This window comes from Flavobacterium cupriresistens, from assembly GCF_020911925.1.
Classification (GTDB): Bacteria; Bacteroidota; Bacteroidia; order Flavobacteriales; family Flavobacteriaceae; genus Flavobacterium; species Flavobacterium cupriresistens.
This window is the reverse complement of the sequence record NZ_CP087134.1, coordinates 4,001,932-4,022,633: the sequence shown is the minus strand read 5'-3', so window position 1 is coordinate 4,022,633 and position 20,702 is coordinate 4,001,932. Positions and strand designations below refer to the sequence as shown.

The window sequence follows — 20,702 nt, the reverse complement described above, 5'->3', positions numbered from 1 at the left end:
AATTGATTTTTTATTTATTAGTGTAAAATGGAGTTACAGGGTTTTTTACAATACCTATATAAGGCAGGTTTTCAAATGGATTGGCACGATTTCTTAACTGTCTGTTATTATTCAGTTGTAACTTATTTAAGGCATCAGGGCTGAATTCATCAACAAACAAGTCGAATTTCTTGAAAGATTCACTGAATTCAGGATGTGCCGCTTGATAATCTAAGATACATTCTGCTACAAGTTTCCAAAACTCATCTTCCGGGAAATCGGCATGTTCAACAAGTATTGCAGCAATAAATCGGAAGATAGAATCGAATACTTGTGTAAATAAAGGCAATGTTTTGCGTTCGTCAGGAACAGTTACAGCAAGTCTTAAAGCTTCTTCAGGAATTTCTAAACTGCAGTTTAGTAACGAAACTTCCTCACCAATATCTTTCATAATAGCATTAACGACTTTATGATCTTCCAGAATCAGGATTAGATTTTCTCCATGAGGCATAAAGACCATGTCCCATTTGTAGAAACAGTGAAGTAATGGACTCAAATAACAGCTAAAGTATTGACGCAACCAATTAGAAATGGTCAAACCCGATGCTTGTATCAATTCTGGAAGATAGGCTTTCCCTTCATTATCAATGTGAAGCAGCGACGCCATGGTAACTAAACGTTGGTTACCGCTAATTTTGTCTGCCGGGCTTTCTCTCCACAAACAGGCAAACATTTTTTTGTAAGGCGTGTCACCCGGGACTGCTGTTTCATAATACTGATGAGCAAAACTTAAACTGGCAATCTCTCTTAAGATGATAAAACCTTTTGACTGTAAATAATGGTCATCCTTTACCAGGTTATAAATCCACTCGTTGATTGGCGGATTAGACAACATAAATTTAGGCGATAACCCACGTACATAGCCCATGTTCAGTACAGCGATTGCCGTTTTAACATAGAATTTTTCGGGATGTGTGATATTATAAAAAGTTCGTATAGATTGTTGTGGTTGGTATTTGTCTTCATTGTATCCCATACAAACCAAACGATTCGTAGCAATGTCGGCTGAGAAGATATTAGATAATTTATTAAACCATTGCCATGGATGCACCGGCATAAAGAAATAATCTTTTGGATTTAGCCCTTTTCCAAGGAGTTGATCGTTAAAGTTTTTTAAGGTTTCTTCGCCAAGTTCCTGTAGCATTACTTTATCATAATCTAAAGGTAATACGGCAGTAAAAACAGCAGTAGAGCGATGACCCGCAAGCCATACCAGAGAGAACGGCGCTGCTGCTTCGGGAGCGTATTCTCTATGATCACTGGAAGTAAAACCGATTCTTCCGTTATTGGCAATAAAACGTGGATGACCGGTCATCGTAGATTCCGTTTGCTGATAGCCGGCACTTAATAACTCTTTTGAGTTTGGTTTGCCATAATAATGCAAGTAAGCACTTCCGGCCAATGTACTGCAGACCTCTTCCAGGTAAACCGGTAAAGATTCCTCAGGAATTCCCAGCTCTGCCTTAAATTCGATGATAAAACTAAGCGCGTCTAATGCAGCAGTTTCACCCTCAGTAAATTTTTCAATAGAATCAGTATCAATATACCAATGGTTTAAAGCCAGTATTTTAGCATTAAATTGATAAGTGTTTTTTTCATCTGAACTGCTAAGTTGATAGATTCCCCAGCCGTCTTTGCTTTCGATTAAATTAGGAATTACAAGACGTTCATGAGAGAACTCGGCAAGTATTTTTCTAAGGTGCAGACGGGTTACTTTGTTCCAAACGGATTTTTCTAAATGTTCGGATGCTTGTATTGGAGAGATTAGCGTATCTATATTCATGGTTTTAGCGTATTATAGTTTTTAAAGAGGGACTAGATTAATTTGGTCTGATAAACAGAAAGTGGATTTTTTAAGGTACCGGCAAATTTTTGATTCTTGAAAGGATTGGTCGCATCAAGCATCTTTGAACTGTTTTGCATTTGCAGTCTGTTAGAGCAGGTTTTAATAATCTCTGAATCAAATAAATCATACTTTCTGAATTTATCCTCCAGTTCAGGATATTCGGATTGGTATTCGGTAATACAGTCCGCTACAAGACTCCAAAAATCTTCTTCCGGCAGATTAACATGTTCTACCAATACGTGGTTCAGGTATCGGAAAAAAGAGTCAAATATCTGTGTAAAAATAGTCAGGATTTTAAGGTCCTCAGGAACATTGATGATGATTCGTTTTACCGTTTCAGGCAATTCTTTTTCCTGATTTACAACGGCTACTTCTTCACCGATATCTTTCATAATGGCTCTGACCGGAACATTATCGCGGAATACCAAAATCAGATTTTCACCATGTGGCATAAAACGCATATCATGGTAGTAAAAACAATGTAAAAGTGGACTTAGATAAGCTTGCAAATAACTTTGAATCCATCCTTTTGCATCCAAAGGAGAAGATTTGATTAATTCAGCCAACAATGAGTTTCCTTCTGTATCGATATGCAGTAAAGCGGCCATAGTCATCAGACGTTCTCCGTTTGCTATTTTATCCATCGGGCTTTCTCTCCAAAGCGTAGACAGCATTTTTTTATAAGGAGAATCAATTTTTATTGCTTCTTCAATATAAGTATTGGTATAACCGACTGTAGCAATCTCTTTTAATGTAGTGAACCCTTTTTTCTGAAGGTAAGCATCATTCTCAACAAGGTTCGCAACCCATTCGCTAATCGGTGGGTTTGTTCGCATATAATAAGGAGATAACCCTCTCATAAAGCCCATGTTCAGAATAGAAAGTGCCGATTTAACATAAAAGCGTTTGTTATCGCTTACATTAAAAAAGGTACGCACCGATTGTTGTGGCATGTACAAATCTTTACTATCACCTAAACAAACTAATTTTGATGTGGCAATATCGGGAGCAAATAAATAAATCAGTTTATTGTGCCATTGCCATGGATGAATCGGGAAGTAAATATAATCTTGCGGATCAAGTTCTTTTTCTTTAAGCAACAAATCGAAAGATGCTTTTAGATCTGTATCTAATTCCTGTTCCATCACCTGATGGTAACTAAGGGGAGGGATGCTGGTAAATTCAGTGTGGCTTTTATGACCAGCAACCCAAACTAAAGAAAGTGGTTTTGCAGCTTCAGGGCTATAATTTTGATAATCTATTGCATCAAAACCTATCCTGGCGCTGTTGGCTATAAAACAAGGATGTCCGGCAGTCATGGCATGTTCAACATCGGCATAACTTGCTGTTGTCAAATCTTTGGCTGTAAGTTCGCTGTTGGTTTGCATATAAGCGCTGCCGTATAGACAACTGATTACTTCTTCCAGGTAAGTAGGCAGATTTGATTCAGAAAAGCCTAATTCTTCTGTAAATTCAAGTAAAAATGCTATAGCGTCAAGAGGCTCGGTTTGTTCGTTTGTTGTTTTAGAAATAGAGTTGTTGTCAATATACCAATGATCTAAAGCCAGTAGTTGTGCTTTAAACTGATATTCGGTTACTCCATCTTGGGTACTAAGGCTGTAAAGCCCCCATATTCCTTGAGTATCTTTTAATTCAGGGATAAGTAATAATTCATGTGAAAACTCGCATAACATTTTTCTTAGTTGGAGTCTGTTTACTTTTTCCCATATTTCCGGTTGAAGATGTGATGCGGCAAGTTGAGGATTTAATTGACCATTTTCATGTCTTTGTATTGTGGATTTTTCTTGCATTGTGGTGTAGTTTAATTGATATAATTGACTTTTCTGTGATGCTCTTTTTAGAGGAGAAAAGGTTTTTTTAAGTGGTATATCGGTTGGGGTTTACAGATTGTAGTTTGTTGGTGATCGACACTGTTGATAAGTAGGATCGGGCGGTTTTATTTTTCATAACTATAAAATAATTATTGACTATTTGACACTTGTTTTTTTAGGTGTTTAGCCTTTTTTTGGGTTAAGGAAACGGGTAGTTTTTTATTTCTGAGATAATTTCATTTCTATTGTTTTTATGAAAATTACTACATACATTTGTTTTATTCTTATTTATTCTAATTATAAATAACTAATTTTGCTCAGCAAAGCTATTTATAATAAATTTAAATAGCAAAATATATTTACATATTTTTCGTACTTAATTTATCTAATTATTGTTTTAATCCTCACAACATTCATGGAAAAAAGTGAAATAGCGGCTTCATCTGAAGTGGCAACCCAAATAATTCGTTCCAGAAAAAGTATTTATGCAGATTCCTATATAGGGGGTAGTCTGCCCGAAGTTGTATTGAATGAGATACTGACCAACGCCACATGGGCACCTACCCATAAAATGACTGAGCCTTGGAGGTTTATTGTGCTTACCGATAGCCAACTTGAAAAATATGGAGATTATATGGTTACTTATTACAAGCATCTGTATGAAGAACTCTCTGATGCCGACAAAAGAACGGCAAAGTATAATTATCTGAAAGGATACCCGCTTAAAGCAGCTTGTTTAATTGGGGTGGTACTTTCTAAAAGTACCAAAGTTACTATCCCGGAATGGGAGGAAGTGGCTGCAGTTTCCTGTGCCGTGCAAAACATGGCCCTAAGTGCCACTTCATTTGAGTTGGGTTCCTATTGGGATTCAAGTGGCGCTGCAGTAGAATACGTGAAAAGCTTTGGTTTGGAGACTAATGAGCAGTCGTTAGGACTCTTTTTTATCGGTTACCCGGATGCTTCGGCACTTTCTGTAACAAAGAGAAGAACCACGATAGACAAAAAAGTTTCGAGGTTCAGATAAGATCGGTTTCAAAGCGTCTTAAAAAACGGCCGAAACTTATCTTATACAGCTGTAACAGTACTGAAAGTGTCACAGATACTCACATTCAACAATAAATAAATTTTAATATTTTCTTTTAAACCCATAATTGTGCTAGTAAAAATACGTTCAATAGTTACTTTATTCAGGATTGCATTGCAAGGAACTGAAAAGAATTTTACTTCAGGAAATGTCAACAGAGCAACTTTCCTGTTATCAGTACCCACCATGTTAGAGCTCAGTATGGAGTCTTTATTCGTTTTAGTAGATCTTCTTTTTGTAAGTAGTCTTGGTGAAAATGCCATAACGGTGGTTGGAATTACCAATTCTGTCGTGATTCTGATCCAATCGGTGGCGATGGGTTTGAGTATTGCAGCCACAGCAATGATTTCAAGAAGAGTTGGGGAGCAGAAACCGCGCAGAGCGGGACAGGCAGCAATGCAGGTCATTTATCTTGGAATTTTTCTTTCCGTCATCTGTAGTGTTCTGGCCGTAATTTTTAATCAGGAGATTATGCGTTTTGCTGGTGGATCGGAACATCTGGTTACCTATGGCAATACTTTTTCTAAAACGATGTTCGCAGGACTGATCTTTATGATTATGCGTATCCTGATTAACGGGGTTTTTAGAGGATCAGGTGACGCTTCTATGGCGATGCGAACGCTGGCCTTTTCAAATATTCTAAACGGATTTTTGTGTGCCGTACTGATTTTTGGATTAGGGCCCTTTCCTAAATTAGGTTTACTAGGAGCTGCCGTGGCTATGGTGATTGCAAATGTCTTTAGCGTGGCCTATCAGCTGTGGTATCTTTTTAGAAACAATACCACAATTAGCATTGGAAAACGACAGTTAAAGATGGTTCCTGCCTTGATGAAACGCATATTAAAATTAGCAACAGCAGGGATGATTCAAAACCTGGTACCTTCTTCAAGCCGATTTTTAATGATTGTGATTGTCGCAAAACTGGGCGAGAATGTACTGGCGGGGTATATCATTGCTAACCGCATCATCATGTTTAGTGTTTTACCGGCATATGGTATTGCAAATGCTGCGGGTGTATTAACGGGACAAAATCTTGGAGCAAAACAACCGGAAAGGGCGGAAGCCTCGGTATGGAAAACAGGAACATTTAATATGTGTTTCCTTGGACTGATTGCTATTTTCTTACTGTTTTACGCTAAAGCGCTGGCCGGTTTTTTTACACATGATGAAGAAATTCTTTCCTATGCAAGTACCTACCTGCAATACATGGCTATTGCTTACTTTTTCTTCGGTTATACCATGGTGATTTCGCGTGCTTTAAATGCGGCGGGTAGTGTAAATACGGTAACGATGCTTTACATCCTGATGTTTTACATGATCCAGCTTCCTTTGTCTTATCTACTGGGTATGTATTACGAATGGGGACCAAAAGGAATATTTATTGCGATTCTGATCTCCGAAATTATACTCGCAACCAGTAGTATTCTTGTTTTTAGAACCGGAAAATGGAAAACGGTAGAGTTGTAAAATAGTTTGATCAATTAAAGGGGAGCGGGTGTTTGTGGTTGTTTTGCCACGAATTTCACGAATTGGCACGAATTATTTTTGCCACTGATTGAAAAGATTTACACAGATTATCTAATTGTTTTAATCTTATCACGCACTATTTTTAAGTTATTTATTAATAGGTTGTTTGTGGTTGTTTTGCCACGAATTTCACGAATTGGCACGAATTATTTTTGCCACTGATTGAAAAGATTTACACAGATTATCTAATTGTTTTAATCTTATCACGCACTATTTTTAAGTTATTTATTAATAGGTTGTTTGTGGTTGTTTTGCCACGAATTTCACGAATTTGCACGAATTATTTTTACTACTGATTGAAAAGATTTTCAGAGATTATTTAATTATTTTGATCTTGTCTTGCTCTGTTTTTAAGTTATTGATTAATAGGTTGTTTTACCATGAGTTACACGAATTTTCACGAATTATTTATTTGCCACCGATTAAAGGTTTAAAATGATTTCATCCATTTTGCGACGCAAAAAAAAAATAATTCGTGAAAATTCGTGTAATTCGTGGCGAAAAAATTCTATCCGTCTCCAAAACTTTTGAACTTGATCCATAACCATACGTTTACTTAATTTTACTGGACCTGATGAATTCTGAAAAGGCATTGGCATGCCCATTAAATACATCAAAATCATTTAATTGACCCTGCAACTTGTAGCTTGCAGATTTTTGCCAAAGTATCCAGCCTGTTGATCTCCATATAGTCGGTAAGGCTAAAGAGTCGCTGTAATCTGCAATCCATAAGTAGAAATTGGCAAATTCAGGATTAGTCAGGTATTTATTTGCGGTATTGTTGGTGGTGTATAAAATAGGTTTTCTCCCTGTTTTTTGCTGTAGTAAGGTTAAGAATTGTAATAAGTTGGGTTGGATATTTTCGCTATTAATTCCGGGATCGATACTTACCCCTTCAAAATCGACAATAGGAGGGAAGTCAGTATCCAAAATAGGTCCCACGGTTTGCAGATAATGAGCGGCTTGTTTTGCCGGATCGTCATTGCAATGATAAAAATGATAAGCGCCGCGAACATAACCTTTTGTTTGAATGGCCTGCCAATTGGTGCTGAAATTTGAATCTGTGTAGGTTATCCCTTCTGTTGCTTTACAAATTACAAAAGTGAGTTTATCGGTTTGTTTAGTAAGAAAACTGATTTCATTTCCTTGGTATCTTGAAATATCAATACCAAATACGGTAAAGTTATTGTTTACTGGCTCAGCTGTGCTCATTGTTATTGCTTTTATGGGTTTATTCTTTCTTCTCTAATAACAAGATGTGATGCATCATGATTACTTGTTCTAGGGTCGATTTGAACGGATTAAAAGTAATTAATAGTAAAATTATATTGGCAAAACGTATAAAGGTTAAAGAGAGTTAAACTATTAAAAATGAATGTATTTATGCAAGAGATCTTAACCTTTTTTTATTGTTTTGAATGTTTTTGTAAATAAAAGACTAATAACAGCAAGGTGAGTAAAGAGATGAATAATCGAAAGGATTTAATTTATAATTATGGAAGGGTCTCCTGAAAATTTTTATAAATAGCAAAGATGAGATCGCAGAACTATCGAAAGCATGTTCCTAATGATGAAATTGGGTATGATCTAACGAGAAGAAATTATAAAAAACATTTTGTTTTTTGATGTGAGACGCTGGATTCAATAGGTTTTTTAGGGTTAAGGTTTCTATTAAAATTCGAAGTATTTTCTGGGAATAAAAAGAAAAAATCCTTTGACAGTCTTACTTGCCAAAGGATGCTATAAAGTGTTTTTGTATTGGAGTTTACTTAATTGTAACAGGGCTATAGGTCTCTGTAGGATCAGAGTTCCCTCTTTTGTACCTCATCGCAAAGTATTCGCCAGGGGGTGTATTGGCAGGTACTTTAAAAACAGCTTTATAGGAAGTAACGTTTACAATTTCCAGTGGATAAACCACATTTGGATCCTCATAATTAAAAAGCTCTACTGCCGTAATGGTGTTCAATTGACTCCCTCTGACTTCAATAGTTTCTCCCTTATTTTTAGTGGCAGGAAAACCATATCTTTCGACGTTAAAATCCGGAGAATCTGCAATTTCAATTTTAAATCTGTTTTCGACAATTGAATTTTGCAACGTATAGGCTCCATTTTTTATACGAAGATCGTACTTACCATTAGGCATGTTTTCGGGAAGAAAGTAATAGACACCATAATTTAAAAATGGTGAAGTACCAGTTCCTTTACCTACATAAACGGTTTCTGCAGTATATTCTTTTTGGTCAGTGGTCGCAACGAAGTAAACTTTAGTTTCTTTTTGGCTTAGCCATAAATTGTCTATATGATCGGTCTGACCATTGTTTACCTGGCTTTGCAAAAGACCTTTATACAGTGTTTCGGGATGATGTGCTGTCCAGGCTCTGGGTTGTTTTTGTCTTAAGTCTATTTTTAGCGTATATTGTTTTTTTGTTCCGGCTTTTGAAGTAACGGTAAACAGAGTCCCTTCTTTAAAAGGAATTTCTGTACCTGACGCAGGAGCAATAGCAGCTTCCTGACCAAGAATAATAGTCGGTTTAATAGTTTCCGGAAGGGTCATATAATTGCTCCAGGTAATCACGATCTCGTTTTCTGTCAGCGCAGCACTCAAAGTATTGTTTTCTGCATCTTTTATGATGAAGGATTCAATTTGGTTGTATCCCGGAACTTTTATCACATCGCCCGGAATATCATTTACTTTATCTACGTATTCGGTGTCACAAGAGAAAAATAACAGTGCTGAAAAAAGTGTCGCAGCCTTACATAAAAGGAGGTTGGCAGTATTTCTTTTATTCATGATGGTATTGTTTATTTAATTTTTTAAATAATTTTATTAATTTTGCAGCTTATTGATTAAGTCTGTGTATTTTTTTAAATGCCTGCACTTACAATGTTTGCGGTAACTTTATAAAGCCGTTTTTAAGCCATGGGGGAATAAGTCGTTAAAGTAATTATGCAATGGATAGCCGGTCAGCTTTTATTACAATTTTCTCTAGCAGTTTTATGATCCCATGTTTTTTTATATTGTTATTAATTATTTTACTTGTGTCCAGTTATAAGTTACAACACTGTTTGAAGCTCCCGGAGTAACAGCAGTTACTTTAACAAGGTATGCTTCTGTTGCAGTTGAAGGACTTGTAACAGATTGTGAATTTGTACCTGAAGTCGTTTTCCAGATCACAATTGCTTTTGAAGGTGTCATAACGTGTGTAAGTATGTTATAAGAATAATATCCTAAACCGTAGTTAAATCCTGAAATAGTTCCGTTGTATCCTAATACATTGTATGGATCAGCTGGTGATGTACCAACATTTGTAGAAACGTTTTTAACCACAATACTTGAATTCCAGCTATTCCAGTTTGCACAAGTTTGGTTTAAAGCTACAGTACCTACATACCATCTGTCTGTATTACCTACAGGACGGATAGAACCTCCGTAGATACCTTCCCACTGTACATTTACGCCACCGATTGTAGCGGCAACAGGAGTCCAGTTGGTGTAAGTAGACGATGGTGCTGCCGTTCTGGTAACCGTAACAGTTGCATTAGTAACGGTACAAAGTGCTGCTATTTTAGACGTTTTATTAGTCGCTTCTTTTTGAGCACTTGCTTGTGATTGTAAATCAGTAGTTTGGTCGTCAGAGCTACAAGATGTAAGTGAAATAGCAGCCAATGCTATAATTGAAAAGATTATTTTTTTCATAATATATTTAATTTTAATAGGGTTAATTGGCTTATTTTTGTACCACTTGTAGTAAGGACAGGCATTTTTTATTTTAAAAAGTTTTAATTGGTTATCCTGAACGGAAGTTTCATTGTTTTCGTCGTTTGATAACTTTCCATCATAAACCAATAATCGGTATTGGGCTGAAGCGTTGGTAAATTGTTGAGATCGTCAAAGAAAACATACCATGCATAATAACTGCCAATGTCGACTCCATCATTATACTGTTTCATTTGCCACTTTTTGTTTCCCTGTGCATCTACTACAAATAATTTGGTTACCTGATAAGACGGAAGGAAATTTTCTCCAAGTACCGTTACCGAAGTATTCGTATTTATAGTAAAATCCGGGGATCCATCTGATACTTCCTCTACGATTAGCTTAGGTTGTTGTATTACAATTTTGACTGTGTAGACCGCTGTTGTACCATCTGCCGCTTTTGTGGTGTAGGTAACAGGCTCTTTACTAAAAACAGGAAGAAGCTCAGTGGTAGCCGGTGAAATAGTAGTTTTTGAAGGTAATGTTACCGCTACTTCAAGGTATTGATATTCGTAATAGGCCGGTAAATATACCGTAATGGTTTTTTCAAGGTTATTTACGGCGCTATGTATGGCTTGAGCTTCGCCGGGATTGGTAATGCGAAAAGATACAATTCGCCTGGCGTCAAGATCGGTTATAATTTCGGTTTTAGTTTCTCCTTTAACATCTGTCCATCGCTCTTCCTCATTATCACATGCGGTTAATAATGCGAGCAAGGTAAAAGACATCAAAAATAAAACTCCTTTAAAATGGTCAACTTTGGTTTTCATAGTAATTGGGTAGCTTATTTAATTTCAAATTTGGTACTTCCGGCCGGCACTAATACGTAATCGAAAGTGTAGAACATATGAGGGGTATCTTTAAACCATTCCGCCGGATTATAGACATCTTTATACACCGAAATCATTTTAATTTTTGCATAATTGCCATTTGCAGTTTTAAGGATAATGGTTCTTGCAGGAATCACGGTCCCTTTGGTTGTTTTAAGCGATTCTCCAAGGGCATAAGCCACGTGTGCTTTCTTTGGATCGTTGTTACCCAAAACATCGCCACCAAAATCATATAGATACCAGCCAATTCCATTACCAAAGGAGCCGGCATCATCTGTACCAATAAGGTCTACACCCGTTTTAAACTGACTGTCTGCCGGTATATCAACGACTTGATCGAAGTGTTTGGCAACGATCATAATTCCACCGGAACCGCCTGCCTGAAATCCATTGTTTTTGGTATCGCTGCCATTATTTCCAGACAAAAAACTGGCGTAAAGCCCACCAAAGGCTAAATCCCATTTGCGTGTTTTTACATAAGATCCATCTATCGCTTTGTTGTCCTCAAGGCTGTAATACAAAGTCGCTGAAGGTTTCGTTGGATTCTCATCGGAAGTACTACCCTGATAATTTTTTACTCGGGTTACTTTATAAAACAGGGCATTATTAGCAGGGGGTGTTCCCGGATTTCCTCCGGTTTCTTTTCCCGGTACTTCTGTTTTGTTTTCATCAGAGGAACAGGCCGCAAATAGGGAAGTAATCAGTAAGAGTGTCAGTATGCTTTTGGTGAATTTCTTTGTTGGAACTTCAAATTTTTTCATGGGATATTATTTTGTGTTTAAATTTTTGCTACCATCATTTTGCACGAAGTACTTGAAGGTAAAATAGGGGGCAGGCCAGTTAAGATCGGTCACTGCAGGGGGATTACCTTTATAGGCGTTTATAAGCTGCAATTTTGCATATTTGCCGTCCGGCAGTCTAATGGCATAGGTACGATTTGGTATCGCCTGCATGATGTGAGTACTTAGACTGTAGTAAAACCAGCCAAGTGAACTTTCTGAGGATGCCCATCCTATTTTAGTGATATCACTGTTGTTAAAATCAGCATCGGCAGGTGCTTTATCTACGTTTTGATACGCTTCGTTGATCAGTACTACTGCTGTATTTGCTGCTGGTCCTTCAAAACCGGGATTGTATTGATACTTCGCATTATTGATAAAGACCTCGCTATTGTAGGGTCCGGTGAATGCAAGATCCCAGTCGTTTGTTTTCATAAATTTTAAGGAGTCTGCTTTGGTATGCAACCAGATTTGTTTTTGGTCGCTAAAACGGAACAGAAACGTGTGAAAGTTTCGATTCTCTTTTCCTTTTGTACCATCGCCCATTGCAGCTCCGGTATCACCTGCAAGATCTTTTATTACGATGCTTTTACCATCTTCAAGACCGGAAGTTGTATTTTCTTCGTTACTACTGCACGAAGTCAAGCTTAGGACGGAGAGCATTAGGAGCGCAAAAGAGCATTTTTTTATAGTTCGGATTGTTGTCATTATAATTTTATTTAAAGTTGTGGAATTATTTTTATTACTCTTTAAAGAAACGATACGTTACGCCGGCGAGGATTATGCGTCCCGGTTGTCCCGGCATTAGCGGATCTGTATAGTTGAAAATATTATCGGCTGTAAGTCTGATTCTCAAATGATCTTTTAACAGCTGTTTTTCGAGACTGGCATTGGTGAGAAAGTAGTCCTTCACAAAAATGTCATATTTGTCTATGAACTGGTTTCCGTTGCGATCACCAAAAGGATATTTACCTCTGAAGTTTACTCTCACGTTGGCATTAAGCTTCCACGGGGCATGATTGTAAAAAAGAGTAGCATTAGCCATATGACGGGAACGGTTCTCAATTCCCCAATAGTCAGAAGGCCTTGGTTTATAAGATCTTCCCGTGGCAGGATCGTGTATGTTTTGACTATAAGGCCATTTTCCGGAGCTAATACTATCTTTAATACTCAGATCTTTGGCTATTAAATATTGATAACCTGCACTTATTTCCAGATTTTTTATTGGACTGGCTTTAAAGGAAAGTTCAAACCCTTTATTAACAGCTTCCGGGAGGTTTTGATACGTGTAAATAATGCGGTTGTTACTTCCGGTAGCTACTTGTATGCTGTTAATCTGATTAGTTATTTTATGATAAAATAAATTCCCTTCGGCCTTAAATCCTTTCGAAAGTTGCAGCGTTAATCCCGTATTGTAAGAAGTGCTTTTCTCGGCCTGCAGATTTCCCGCGGTCTGATTTAGTATATATTGTCTGATTTCGCTAATTTGCCCATCTTGCTGTAATTGTTGTAAGGTGGGTGCCAGTACGGCATTACCAATTACAAGATAGTTACCGGTAGAGTTATAAAAAACCAGATAATTGGTCTTGAAATCCGGAGCTTTAAAACCAGTACCGATACCTGCCTTAAAAGTTATTTTCGGACTGATAAAATACTGCAAACCAAAACTAGGATTTATCCTTCCTCCAAAATTATTAGTATGATCGTATCGCAGACCACCAACTGCTTTTAGTTTTTCAAATGGAGTCCATTCACCCTGAACATAAGAAAAGAAGGTGTTTAACGAATTTACGTTGGTAAGTGCATCGTCGTTCATATTTTCTGTACTACCACCAATTCCTGCCACGATTTGGTATGAATTAGTTGTACTGTATGAAAATTGCTGCTCAAAACGATGTAAGGTCTGTTTAAAGACGTCCTGACTGGCGGTAGAATTACTTTGTTGCCAGGCAACACTCATGTCTGCCCTGTAATTGGTGAGATAATAACGGGTATTACTTCTAAGATTTGGGCTAAATTTATGGTCTAACGAGACAGAAAGATTAATATCCTGCTCGTCTTGGTAATCTCCGGAGACATGCCCCAGTCCGAAGTCTTTCTGCATGTAGGAACGACGAAGTCCATAACGACCGCTTAAATTTAAAAAGCTGTTTTCATTTAACTCATAGCGGGATCTTCCCTGAAGACTGTAATTCTCATAGGGTGGGGAAGTAGTGCCTTTGATGTATTTTGAATTGGTATTAAAACCGTCTGTTCTGTAATAATTGGCGGCCATATTTGCGGTAGCCTTGTTTTTGAGAAATGGTGTTTCCCCCTCTAAAGTAGCATCTACTATATTTAGACTTCCATAACTAATGCCGGCCTGTAGCTGAGGATCAAGCACACCATTTCTTGTAATAATATTGATTGTTCCGCCAAGCGCTTCGCTTCCGTAAAGACTGGAGGAGGCTCCTTTTATGATTTCGATACGTTCAATATTAGAAACACTGATTCGCGAAAGATCAAAATTCCCGTTGTTGCGACCTACCATAGGCTGGCCATCAATAAGCACCATAATATACTCGCTGCCAAAGCCCTGCATTTGAACACCCACAGATCTTGCACCGCCACCAATATTATTGACGATAGCAATTCCGGTCTGCTCTTTCAGAATTTCATCCAATCTTCGACTGCCCATAAGTTCTATGGTTCTGCGGTCGATTACGGTTACGGGCATGGCACTATATTTTGCATTGATCAGGTTTTCCGGGTTACTTTTTGTTTTGTTACCAATTACATTTACTTCTTTTAAATCAATCGCAGCTTCCATTTTTATCTGCAGTGGTTTAATTGCTTGTCCGTTTAGTATAAGCTCTTGAACATGGTCTTTATAGCCTGCATTTGCAATTCTGATGGTATAAACCCCATTGGGCAATTCTGTAAACGAAAAAGAACCGTTAGTAGCAGACGTGGTGGACTTACCGATAGGCTGCAATTCCACGAAAGCGTCTGAAATCGGAGCACCATTATGCTGAATTATACCACTTATTGCTGTTTTGTTTTGTGCATGTGTTATACTGGTAAACAGTAGTACAAAAACATGGAGGGCTGCGTTTTTTAGGAACGTTGTAATTTTGTTGCTTTTCATTTCAATTATTGTTGTAGGAAAATAATCCTCCTACTATCTTTATTTAGACTGTGTAAAAATAATAATTAAAATAGTATTGATAGTCTTTTTTTTACATGTTTAATAAAATAGCGTTAAATTGTTAAATATTGAGCTTAAGTTAATAAATGAGATAAGATTGTTTTAATTGTTTAAAATCAATTTATTAGTTGTGTTGTTTCAAAATAGATAGAAAAATGTTTTTAAGAAAAAATTAACATAAATAGCTAAGGTCTAAAATCATTTTTCTAAGTTTGAAAGCGTCGAATTAATTATAGGATGTATTCAAAAATTAAATTTAGTGTAGCATCTAATCTTTAATTCTTCAGAAAACAGGAAGTTTTATTGCTTTTTCTTTATTCGAATAGCTGTGAAAGGGAGTAGAATATTGTAAGAATTTGAATTTTCAGAAGTACAAACCGGAACATCTTATATTATAGTTTAACCAGCGACATTGTTGCCTCGTCAAGCCCGATTTCTTGTAATTCTGTCATTTCGACGAAGGAGAAATCACATCCAATATTCGACAAAGATTGACGCTTTTCTTTATGGAATTTCTTGTGTGATTTCTCATTCTTCGAAATGACAAACTGGTTGTGTTTTTTAGATAACCTAAATTTTGAGATTCGTTTTTTTACCGCTTCAAAGGTTTTACACCTAATACCCCAAAACCCAAATCTGACAGGTTTCAAAAACCTGTCAGATTTACTTCAAAGAGAGGCTTTTCTCCAATCTAATTTCTTGTAATTTGTCATTTCGACGAAGGAGAAATCACATCCAATATTCGACAAAGATTGGCACTTTTCTTTATGGAATTTCTTGCGTGATTTCTCGACTTCGCTCGAAATGACAAACTGATGTTTTTTTTAGATAACCTAAATTTTGAGATTCGTTTTTTTACCGCTTCAAAGGTTGTAGACCTAATACCCCAAAAACCAAATCTGACAGGTTTCAAAAACCTGTCAGATTTACTTCAAAGAGAAACCTTTTCTTCTAATCTCAAAAACAGATTTACTTAATCCAAATCTCTTTAAAACTCGAATTATTCAGTAGGGAATAGTATTTTTTTGAAGGCATGTGCAGCAAGATGCACCTGTACAGTCCAGTCCTCAGCAGCGTTGTCTCCGGCATCATCTGAAATATACTTTAGACACAGAAAAGGGATGTTTTCCATTTTTGCGATTAAAGCCAGCGGATAAGCTTCCATATCGATTACATTGTAGGCATCATTGAGGTGATTCATCTCGAAACTGTCTCCTGTTCCGCAAATTCCTTCCTGCAGACCACCCATAGAATGACCGTGTTCAAGTACGACAGGAATACCCGAGAGTGGCGTTTCGTACTCCAAAAAACCAAGACCTCTAACATCCATATCACGCTGAATAAAATTTCTACAGCATATTACTTCACCTTTGTTAAAACGACTACTTCCGGCAGAGCCCAGATTAATGATCAATTTTGGCTTTTGATGGATTATAGCTTTGGTCAATGCTATCGAAGCATTTACTTTTCCAATACCGGTTATCAATTTATTCATTCCGTCAAAAACATTTCCAGCTTCTGACTCCAATGCAAAAACAAAAAGAGTTTCTGAAACATTAAAACGGTCGTTGTTATCTAGTAGTATCATTAATTTTTATTTCATTGGTTTTAGCGATGTGCTAAAAAAGTATCAGCCAAAGATATTAAAAAATGCAGCAGCACTCCATTTGATTCTACAGTATCAAAAGATATCTTAAAAAGGAGAAGTGCCAGACAAATAACAGGGAAGTGATTCTTGTATTTTAATCCAAAGACCACCTATTAAGATCGTTGTTTTTTAAAGTTGAAGTATAAAAATCAAACCCATTCCTCAAGTGTGATAAAATCATCAGGCAGATAAGTGAGATATTGTACCATTCGGGGGCTTTTTCCTTTGTTTGGTGTAGCACAGTGTGGCAAAGTATTGTTCCAGATTATAAAATCGCCGGCATCGCCAAGTATGGGTTCTGGCTTCAAGGTTTTAAATGCCTTTTCTCTTGGGTTTTCACCGGCTTTAAGGGTATTCAGCCAGTTATTTATATGATTATGAAACTCCGGCACACAATGAAAAGCACCATCATTTGCACCACAATCGGTGAGATAAAGCAGTCCCTGAAGTCCAAACGGAATGGGTTGTTTTAAATTAGTATCCCAATGAAGAGGACTTCCGATAAAAGTAAAATCTTCGGTCTCAGGAGGGTTAAAACTTACTTTATCAATGGTTTTGTATATTTTGGTTGTATTATAAAGTTGTTCGTAAGCCTTTTTAATTCTTGGAGATAATCGATTTCTGTTTAAGGTCTCATGATCCGAAAAATTAAGCATTAGTCCCTTCTGATTCTCATGCCTTTTGTACCAGGTTTCTTTAGTGTCGGGGTCCATTTTTAAAAAATCCCAAATGGCCTGCTGCGTAGCTTCACAATCCTTTTTTGAAATCGCATTTTTTACAATGACGTAACCGTTTTTGTTCCAAAACTGCAGATCTTCATCTGAAAGTACTTTGGTTGCCAAGTCTTCAAACTCGGAATTTTCGTTTTTCCGATTGGTGTTAATCCAAACTTTAAAAATTTCGAAATCAGGTTTTTCAAAGTATAAAAACTGTAGTACATCTTCGATACTAATGCCTAGCTGGTATAAGGTTTTAATTTCATCATCCCAGGTTTGCTTAGTATTTGTAGCAGAAGAACCGGATGGGTTTAAAGTGCGCTTCCATAGTTTTTCAAGAATAGTCCAAGGCATATTTTTTTAGCGTTTATGGTTTTGCAGATTTAAATTTACTTCGAATTTTAACCATTTTGAAATCTTATTTCACAGCACATAAATGAATTCTTCTTTTTAGGGTAAGATAGTTTTGATGCCGTAGTTGGATAAAGATTTTAGGCAGATTCAAAAATAGTTTTTTTTAAGTTTCCGATCTAAAGTATAAATACCTGTTTTATATGAAAGCAATGTAGCTTTATAGCGCTTTACGGCAAGTAAATTGACAAGTAGAAGTTTTTGTAAGTAACCGTTTGAGAGCAAAAACAATAATATTCTCTTCACTATCTTATCCCAAATGTAAGATAGGTGACAATCTCCTTTGTTTATAGTGTTTAATTTTGAAATATAAAGTATACGCTATGAAAAATACAATCTATCTATTGTTTCTAATTTCAGTATTGAGTTCCTGTGAATCAGAAGGAGAGCTCACCCGCAAACCGGTTGGCTCTGTAGAAATTCCGGAGACAGCTGTGGTTACTTCGTCAGGAAATTTTGCTCCCACATCAGGTCATTCCGTTTCCGGAAGCGCTAAAATTTATAGCGATGGTACACATCGCAATTTAGCTCTCGAGAATTTCACAGTCACAAACGGTCCTGACTTAAAAGTTTATCTTTCTAAAAGCAGTTCCCCTGTTAATTTTGTCAATTTGGGATCTCTTGGAAATGGTACTAATCAAGCCTTTAGAATTCCGGACAATGTCGATCTTTCCGTTTATCCCTATGTATTGATACACTGTCAGCAGTTCAACCACCTTTTTGCCTTTGCAAAACTTTAACTAAACCTACTATTATTATGAAATCAAAAAAAATCTATTTAATTGTTTGTATGTTTTTTTACGTAGGTATAAAAGCGCAAGGCTGTAGTGATGCGGGAGTTTGCAGCATAAACAATACGTATGCAACCGATAGTATTGCAAAAAATGCGATCGAAATTAGCACTGTGTTTGGTGCAGGAGAATCAGATGTAACTTATATTTCACCTTATGTTTCTTATACACGTAATTTTAATAAAAGATGGTCTGGAAGTGCTAAGATCACTTCCTCTTTTGCCAGCGGGAGTTTTGGAGACAGAGGCTCTATAGGTGATGCTTTTTTAACAGCACATTATAAAACACGCTCTAATAAAGTATACAAATGGAGTTATACAGCAGGGCTAAAGATCCCGTTTAACAGCTCTAATCTTAAAATAAACGATCACCCGCTTCCGTTGGATTATCAGAGTAGTTTGGGGACGTTTGATTTTATAGGAAGCGTCAATCTAACGTATAAAAAACTGGATTTTATCTCAGCACTGCAATTGCCTGTGATTAATATTAACACAAATTCATACATAGCAGAATATTCCGGAACAACCGATTTTCCGACTACAAATCTTTTTGAACGTAAACCCGATGTGCTTTTTCGTACTACTTATACTATTGAAACAAGAAATTCTAAGTTTAGTTTCAAACCCAATGTGCTGTTTATTTATCATTTAGGTGAAGATACCTACGAAGATATTTATGGGGTAAGACAAGCAATAAAAGGATCCGAAGGGCTTACGATCAACGGGAATCTTATTTCTGCCTATTCTTTTAAAGGAGGAAGTTTGGAACTCTCTTTAGCTACGCCATTTGTAGTCAGAGACGTAAGACCTGATGGTTTGACAAGAAAATATACGATAGGGATAGGGTACAAAACAACATTCTAAAAGTGGAATAGGGAAGGGTAATTTATATTCTAAAGGCCAGCAGCGATTTTCTGATATTTAGAATATATTTGCCTTGCAGTAACCGAAACCAAAATGAAGAAAATCTACTTAGCGCTATTAATTGCAATTACCAATTTATCTGTTGTTTTAGGACAATCAATCCAACAAGAATTGTCTGATACTCCCGAGAAAACAGCCGGAGTTAATTATGCTTATCCTACCAAAGATATTGCGACTACTACGGCCGCGCCAAAAGGATACCAAGCCTTTTACATAAGCCATTTCGGACGTCATGGATCGCGCTATTTGACAAGTGATACTGAATATAAAGAGGTATTAGATTTGCTTGAAGAAGCCAATAAAAACAATACGCTAACAAGTCTGGGTAACGATGTTCTAAAGCGATTACAGCAACTTTGGAAAGAGGTAGAATTTCGCGGAGGAGATCTTGCTCCTTTGGGACAGAAAGAACAGAGAGGCATTGCAGAGCGCATGTACAAACAATACCCAAAAGTGTTTGTCAAGGATGCTCAAATAGAAGCCAGCGCTACAACAGTAGTGCGCGTTGTACTCAGTATGGATGCATTCTGCGAAAGACTTAAAGAAATTAATCCGGATTTAAAAATTGACCGAAATGCCGGTATAAAATGGCAACGTTATCTCAACTACAACACTCCCGAAGCAACTGCCTTTAAAGCCGCTAAAGATACCTGGAAAAAAGAATACCAGGAATTTGAAGACAAACACATCCATCCCGATCGTTTGGTTAAGTCGCTATTTTCGAATACCGATTATGTAGCAAAAAAAGTAGATCCAAGTGCTCTTATGAAAAAACTATTCGCCATAGCAGGAGGAATGCAAAACGTAGAAACAAAGCTGAATTTCTACGATCTGTTTGAAAAACAAGAACTTTTTGATTTGTGGCAAACCACAAACTACCGTCAATATGTGAGTGATGCCAATGCTGCTGTAAACAAAGGAATCATGTTTGAAAATCAAAAGCCAACCTTAAAAAATATCATAGAAAGTGCCAATGCGATGATTGCATCTAAAGGCAAAGGCGCTACACTTCGTTTTGCGCACGATGGTAATTTAATCACACTGGCAATGCTTCTCCATTTAGACGGAAGTTATAACAGTGTCTCTGATCCCGCTACTTTTTACGAAGCATGGAATAATTTCAGAATTGCTCCCATGGCCGGAAACATACAAATGGTATTTTTCCGCAAACGAAAATCAGAGGATATACTGATCAAATTCTTACTTCATGAAAAAGAAATCCTTGTTCCGACTATAAAGACAGATCTAGAGCCGTATTACCATTGGAAGGATGTAGAAAAGTATTATAAAGGACTTTTATAGAGGAAAAATTGCCAAAGATTTAAAAGATTA

16 protein-coding genes are annotated in these 20,702 nt (G+C 36.9%); 5 read left to right on the top strand and 11 right to left on the bottom strand.

Annotation, left to right across the window (positions count from 1 at the left end):
- Nucleotides 1–10: 10 nt before the first annotated feature.
- Complete coding sequence (locus tag LNP23_RS17035) at nt 11–1,822, bottom strand: IucA/IucC family protein (RefSeq protein ID WP_230002099.1); 1,812 nt, start codon at nt 1,820–1,822, stop codon at nt 11–13.
- Nucleotides 1,823–1,854: 32 nt separating this feature from the next.
- Nucleotides 1,855–3,696 carry an IucA/IucC family protein gene (locus LNP23_RS17030; protein WP_230002098.1) on the bottom strand — a complete coding sequence of 614 codons (1,842 nt, stop codon included), beginning with the start codon at nt 3,694–3,696 and terminating at the stop codon, nt 1,855–1,857.
- Between the two features lie 436 nt (nt 3,697–4,132).
- On the opposite strand from LNP23_RS17030, the gene LNP23_RS17025 reads away from it, so the two are divergent.
- Both LNP23_RS17025 and LNP23_RS17020 read left to right on the top strand, forming a co-directional pair.
- Nucleotides 4,133–4,741 carry a nitroreductase family protein gene (locus LNP23_RS17025; RefSeq protein ID WP_230002097.1) on the top strand — a complete coding sequence of 203 codons (609 nt, stop codon included), beginning with the start codon at nt 4,133–4,135 and terminating at the stop codon, nt 4,739–4,741.
- Between the two features lie 129 nt (nt 4,742–4,870).
- Entirely contained in the window at nt 4,871–6,268 is a 1,398-nt protein-coding gene (locus tag LNP23_RS17020; protein ID WP_230002096.1) for an MATE family efflux transporter, read from the top strand.
- A 612-nt stretch (nt 6,269–6,880) separates the two neighbouring features.
- Here the strand turns inward: LNP23_RS17020 and LNP23_RS17015 are convergent.
- The 9 genes from LNP23_RS17015 to LNP23_RS16975 all read right to left on the bottom strand — a co-directional run bounded on the left by LNP23_RS17015 (nt 6,881) and on the right by LNP23_RS16975 (nt 17,599).
- Entirely contained in the window at nt 6,881–7,540 is a 660-nt protein-coding gene (locus LNP23_RS17015) for a GH25 family lysozyme (protein WP_230002095.1), read from the bottom strand.
- A 553-nt stretch (nt 7,541–8,093) separates the two neighbouring features.
- Nucleotides 8,094–9,119: a hypothetical protein gene (locus LNP23_RS17010; protein ID WP_230002094.1), complete on the bottom strand. Its 1,026-nt coding sequence runs from the start codon at nt 9,117–9,119 to the stop codon at nt 8,094–8,096.
- Between the two features lie 237 nt (nt 9,120–9,356).
- Nucleotides 9,357–10,025 carry a YajG family lipoprotein gene (locus LNP23_RS17005; RefSeq protein ID WP_047777398.1) on the bottom strand — a complete coding sequence of 223 codons (669 nt, stop codon included), beginning with the start codon at nt 10,023–10,025 and terminating at the stop codon, nt 9,357–9,359.
- Between the two features lie 83 nt (nt 10,026–10,108).
- Nucleotides 10,109–10,855: a DUF5018 domain-containing protein gene (locus tag LNP23_RS17000; protein ID WP_230002093.1), complete on the bottom strand. Its 747-nt coding sequence runs from the start codon at nt 10,853–10,855 to the stop codon at nt 10,109–10,111.
- Nucleotides 10,856–10,869: 14 nt separating this feature from the next.
- Entirely contained in the window at nt 10,870–11,676 is an 807-nt protein-coding gene (locus tag LNP23_RS16995) for an HmuY family protein (RefSeq protein WP_230002092.1), read from the bottom strand.
- A gap of 6 nt (nt 11,677–11,682) precedes the next feature.
- The gene (locus LNP23_RS16990; RefSeq protein WP_230002091.1) at nt 11,683–12,402 is read right to left on the bottom strand and encodes an HmuY family protein; all 720 of its coding nucleotides are present in this window, start codon (nt 12,400–12,402) and stop codon (nt 11,683–11,685) included.
- 34 nt (nt 12,403–12,436) lie between these two features.
- The gene (locus LNP23_RS16985) at nt 12,437–14,821 is read right to left on the bottom strand and encodes a TonB-dependent receptor (protein ID WP_230002090.1); all 2,385 of its coding nucleotides are present in this window, start codon (nt 14,819–14,821) and stop codon (nt 12,437–12,439) included.
- A 1,060-nt stretch (nt 14,822–15,881) separates the two neighbouring features.
- Nucleotides 15,882–16,469, bottom strand: a complete 588-nt coding sequence (locus LNP23_RS16980) for a 5'-methylthioadenosine/S-adenosylhomocysteine nucleosidase family protein (RefSeq protein ID WP_230002089.1) — start codon at nt 16,467–16,469, stop codon at nt 15,882–15,884.
- A gap of 209 nt (nt 16,470–16,678) precedes the next feature.
- Nucleotides 16,679–17,599, bottom strand: a complete 921-nt coding sequence (locus LNP23_RS16975) for a phytanoyl-CoA dioxygenase family protein (RefSeq protein WP_230002088.1) — start codon at nt 17,597–17,599, stop codon at nt 16,679–16,681.
- 380 nt (nt 17,600–17,979) lie between these two features.
- On the opposite strand from LNP23_RS16975, the gene LNP23_RS16970 reads away from it, so the two are divergent.
- The 3 genes from LNP23_RS16970 (at nt 17,980) to LNP23_RS16960 (ending at nt 20,672) form a co-directional block, all read left to right on the top strand.
- A complete protein-coding gene (locus tag LNP23_RS16970; RefSeq protein WP_230002087.1) occupies nt 17,980–18,396 on the top strand; it encodes a DM13 domain-containing protein in 417 nt (138 codons plus the stop codon).
- Nucleotides 18,397–18,413: 17 nt separating this feature from the next.
- Nucleotides 18,414–19,310 (top strand): hypothetical protein, encoded by an 897-nt coding sequence (locus LNP23_RS16965; RefSeq protein ID WP_230002086.1) that lies wholly within the window; start codon nt 18,414–18,416, stop codon nt 19,308–19,310.
- A gap of 93 nt (nt 19,311–19,403) precedes the next feature.
- Nucleotides 19,404–20,672, top strand: a complete 1,269-nt coding sequence (locus tag LNP23_RS16960) for a histidine-type phosphatase (protein ID WP_230002085.1) — start codon at nt 19,404–19,406, stop codon at nt 20,670–20,672.
- Nucleotides 20,673–20,702: the final 30 nt, after the last annotated feature.

What these genes read in the sequence shown, in the direction of transcription:
- LNP23_RS17025 (WP_230002097.1), top strand. Translation starts at nt 4,133, where the DNA reads ATGGAAAAAAGTGAAATAGCGGCTTCATCTGAAGTGGCAACCCAAATA.
- LNP23_RS16980 (WP_230002089.1), bottom strand. Translation starts at nt 16,469, where the DNA reads ATGATACTACTAGATAACAACGACCGTTTTAATGTTTCAGAAACTCTT.
- LNP23_RS17035 (WP_230002099.1), bottom strand. Translation starts at nt 1,822, where the DNA reads ATGAATATAGATACGCTAATCTCTCCAATACAAGCATCCGAACATTTA.
- LNP23_RS16970 (WP_230002087.1), top strand. Translation starts at nt 17,980, where the DNA reads ATGAAAAATACAATCTATCTATTGTTTCTAATTTCAGTATTGAGTTCC.
- LNP23_RS16965 (WP_230002086.1), top strand. Translation starts at nt 18,414, where the DNA reads ATGAAATCAAAAAAAATCTATTTAATTGTTTGTATGTTTTTTTACGTA.
- LNP23_RS17010 (WP_230002094.1), bottom strand. Translation starts at nt 9,119, where the DNA reads ATGAATAAAAGAAATACTGCCAACCTCCTTTTATGTAAGGCTGCGACA.
- LNP23_RS17005 (WP_047777398.1), bottom strand. Translation starts at nt 10,025, where the DNA reads ATGAAAAAAATAATCTTTTCAATTATAGCATTGGCTGCTATTTCACTT.
- LNP23_RS16995 (WP_230002092.1), bottom strand. Translation starts at nt 11,676, where the DNA reads ATGAAAAAATTTGAAGTTCCAACAAAGAAATTCACCAAAAGCATACTG.
- LNP23_RS17000 (WP_230002093.1), bottom strand. Translation starts at nt 10,855, where the DNA reads ATGAAAACCAAAGTTGACCATTTTAAAGGAGTTTTATTTTTGATGTCT.
- LNP23_RS16990 (WP_230002091.1), bottom strand. Translation starts at nt 12,402, where the DNA reads ATGACAACAATCCGAACTATAAAAAAATGCTCTTTTGCGCTCCTAATG.
- LNP23_RS17015 (WP_230002095.1), bottom strand. Translation starts at nt 7,540, where the DNA reads ATGAGCACAGCTGAGCCAGTAAACAATAACTTTACCGTATTTGGTATT.
- LNP23_RS17030 (WP_230002098.1), bottom strand. Translation starts at nt 3,696, where the DNA reads ATGCAAGAAAAATCCACAATACAAAGACATGAAAATGGTCAATTAAAT.
- LNP23_RS16960 (WP_230002085.1), top strand. Translation starts at nt 19,404, where the DNA reads ATGAAGAAAATCTACTTAGCGCTATTAATTGCAATTACCAATTTATCT.
- LNP23_RS16985 (WP_230002090.1), bottom strand. Translation starts at nt 14,821, where the DNA reads ATGAAAAGCAACAAAATTACAACGTTCCTAAAAAACGCAGCCCTCCAT.
- LNP23_RS16975 (WP_230002088.1), bottom strand. Translation starts at nt 17,599, where the DNA reads ATGCCTTGGACTATTCTTGAAAAACTATGGAAGCGCACTTTAAACCCA.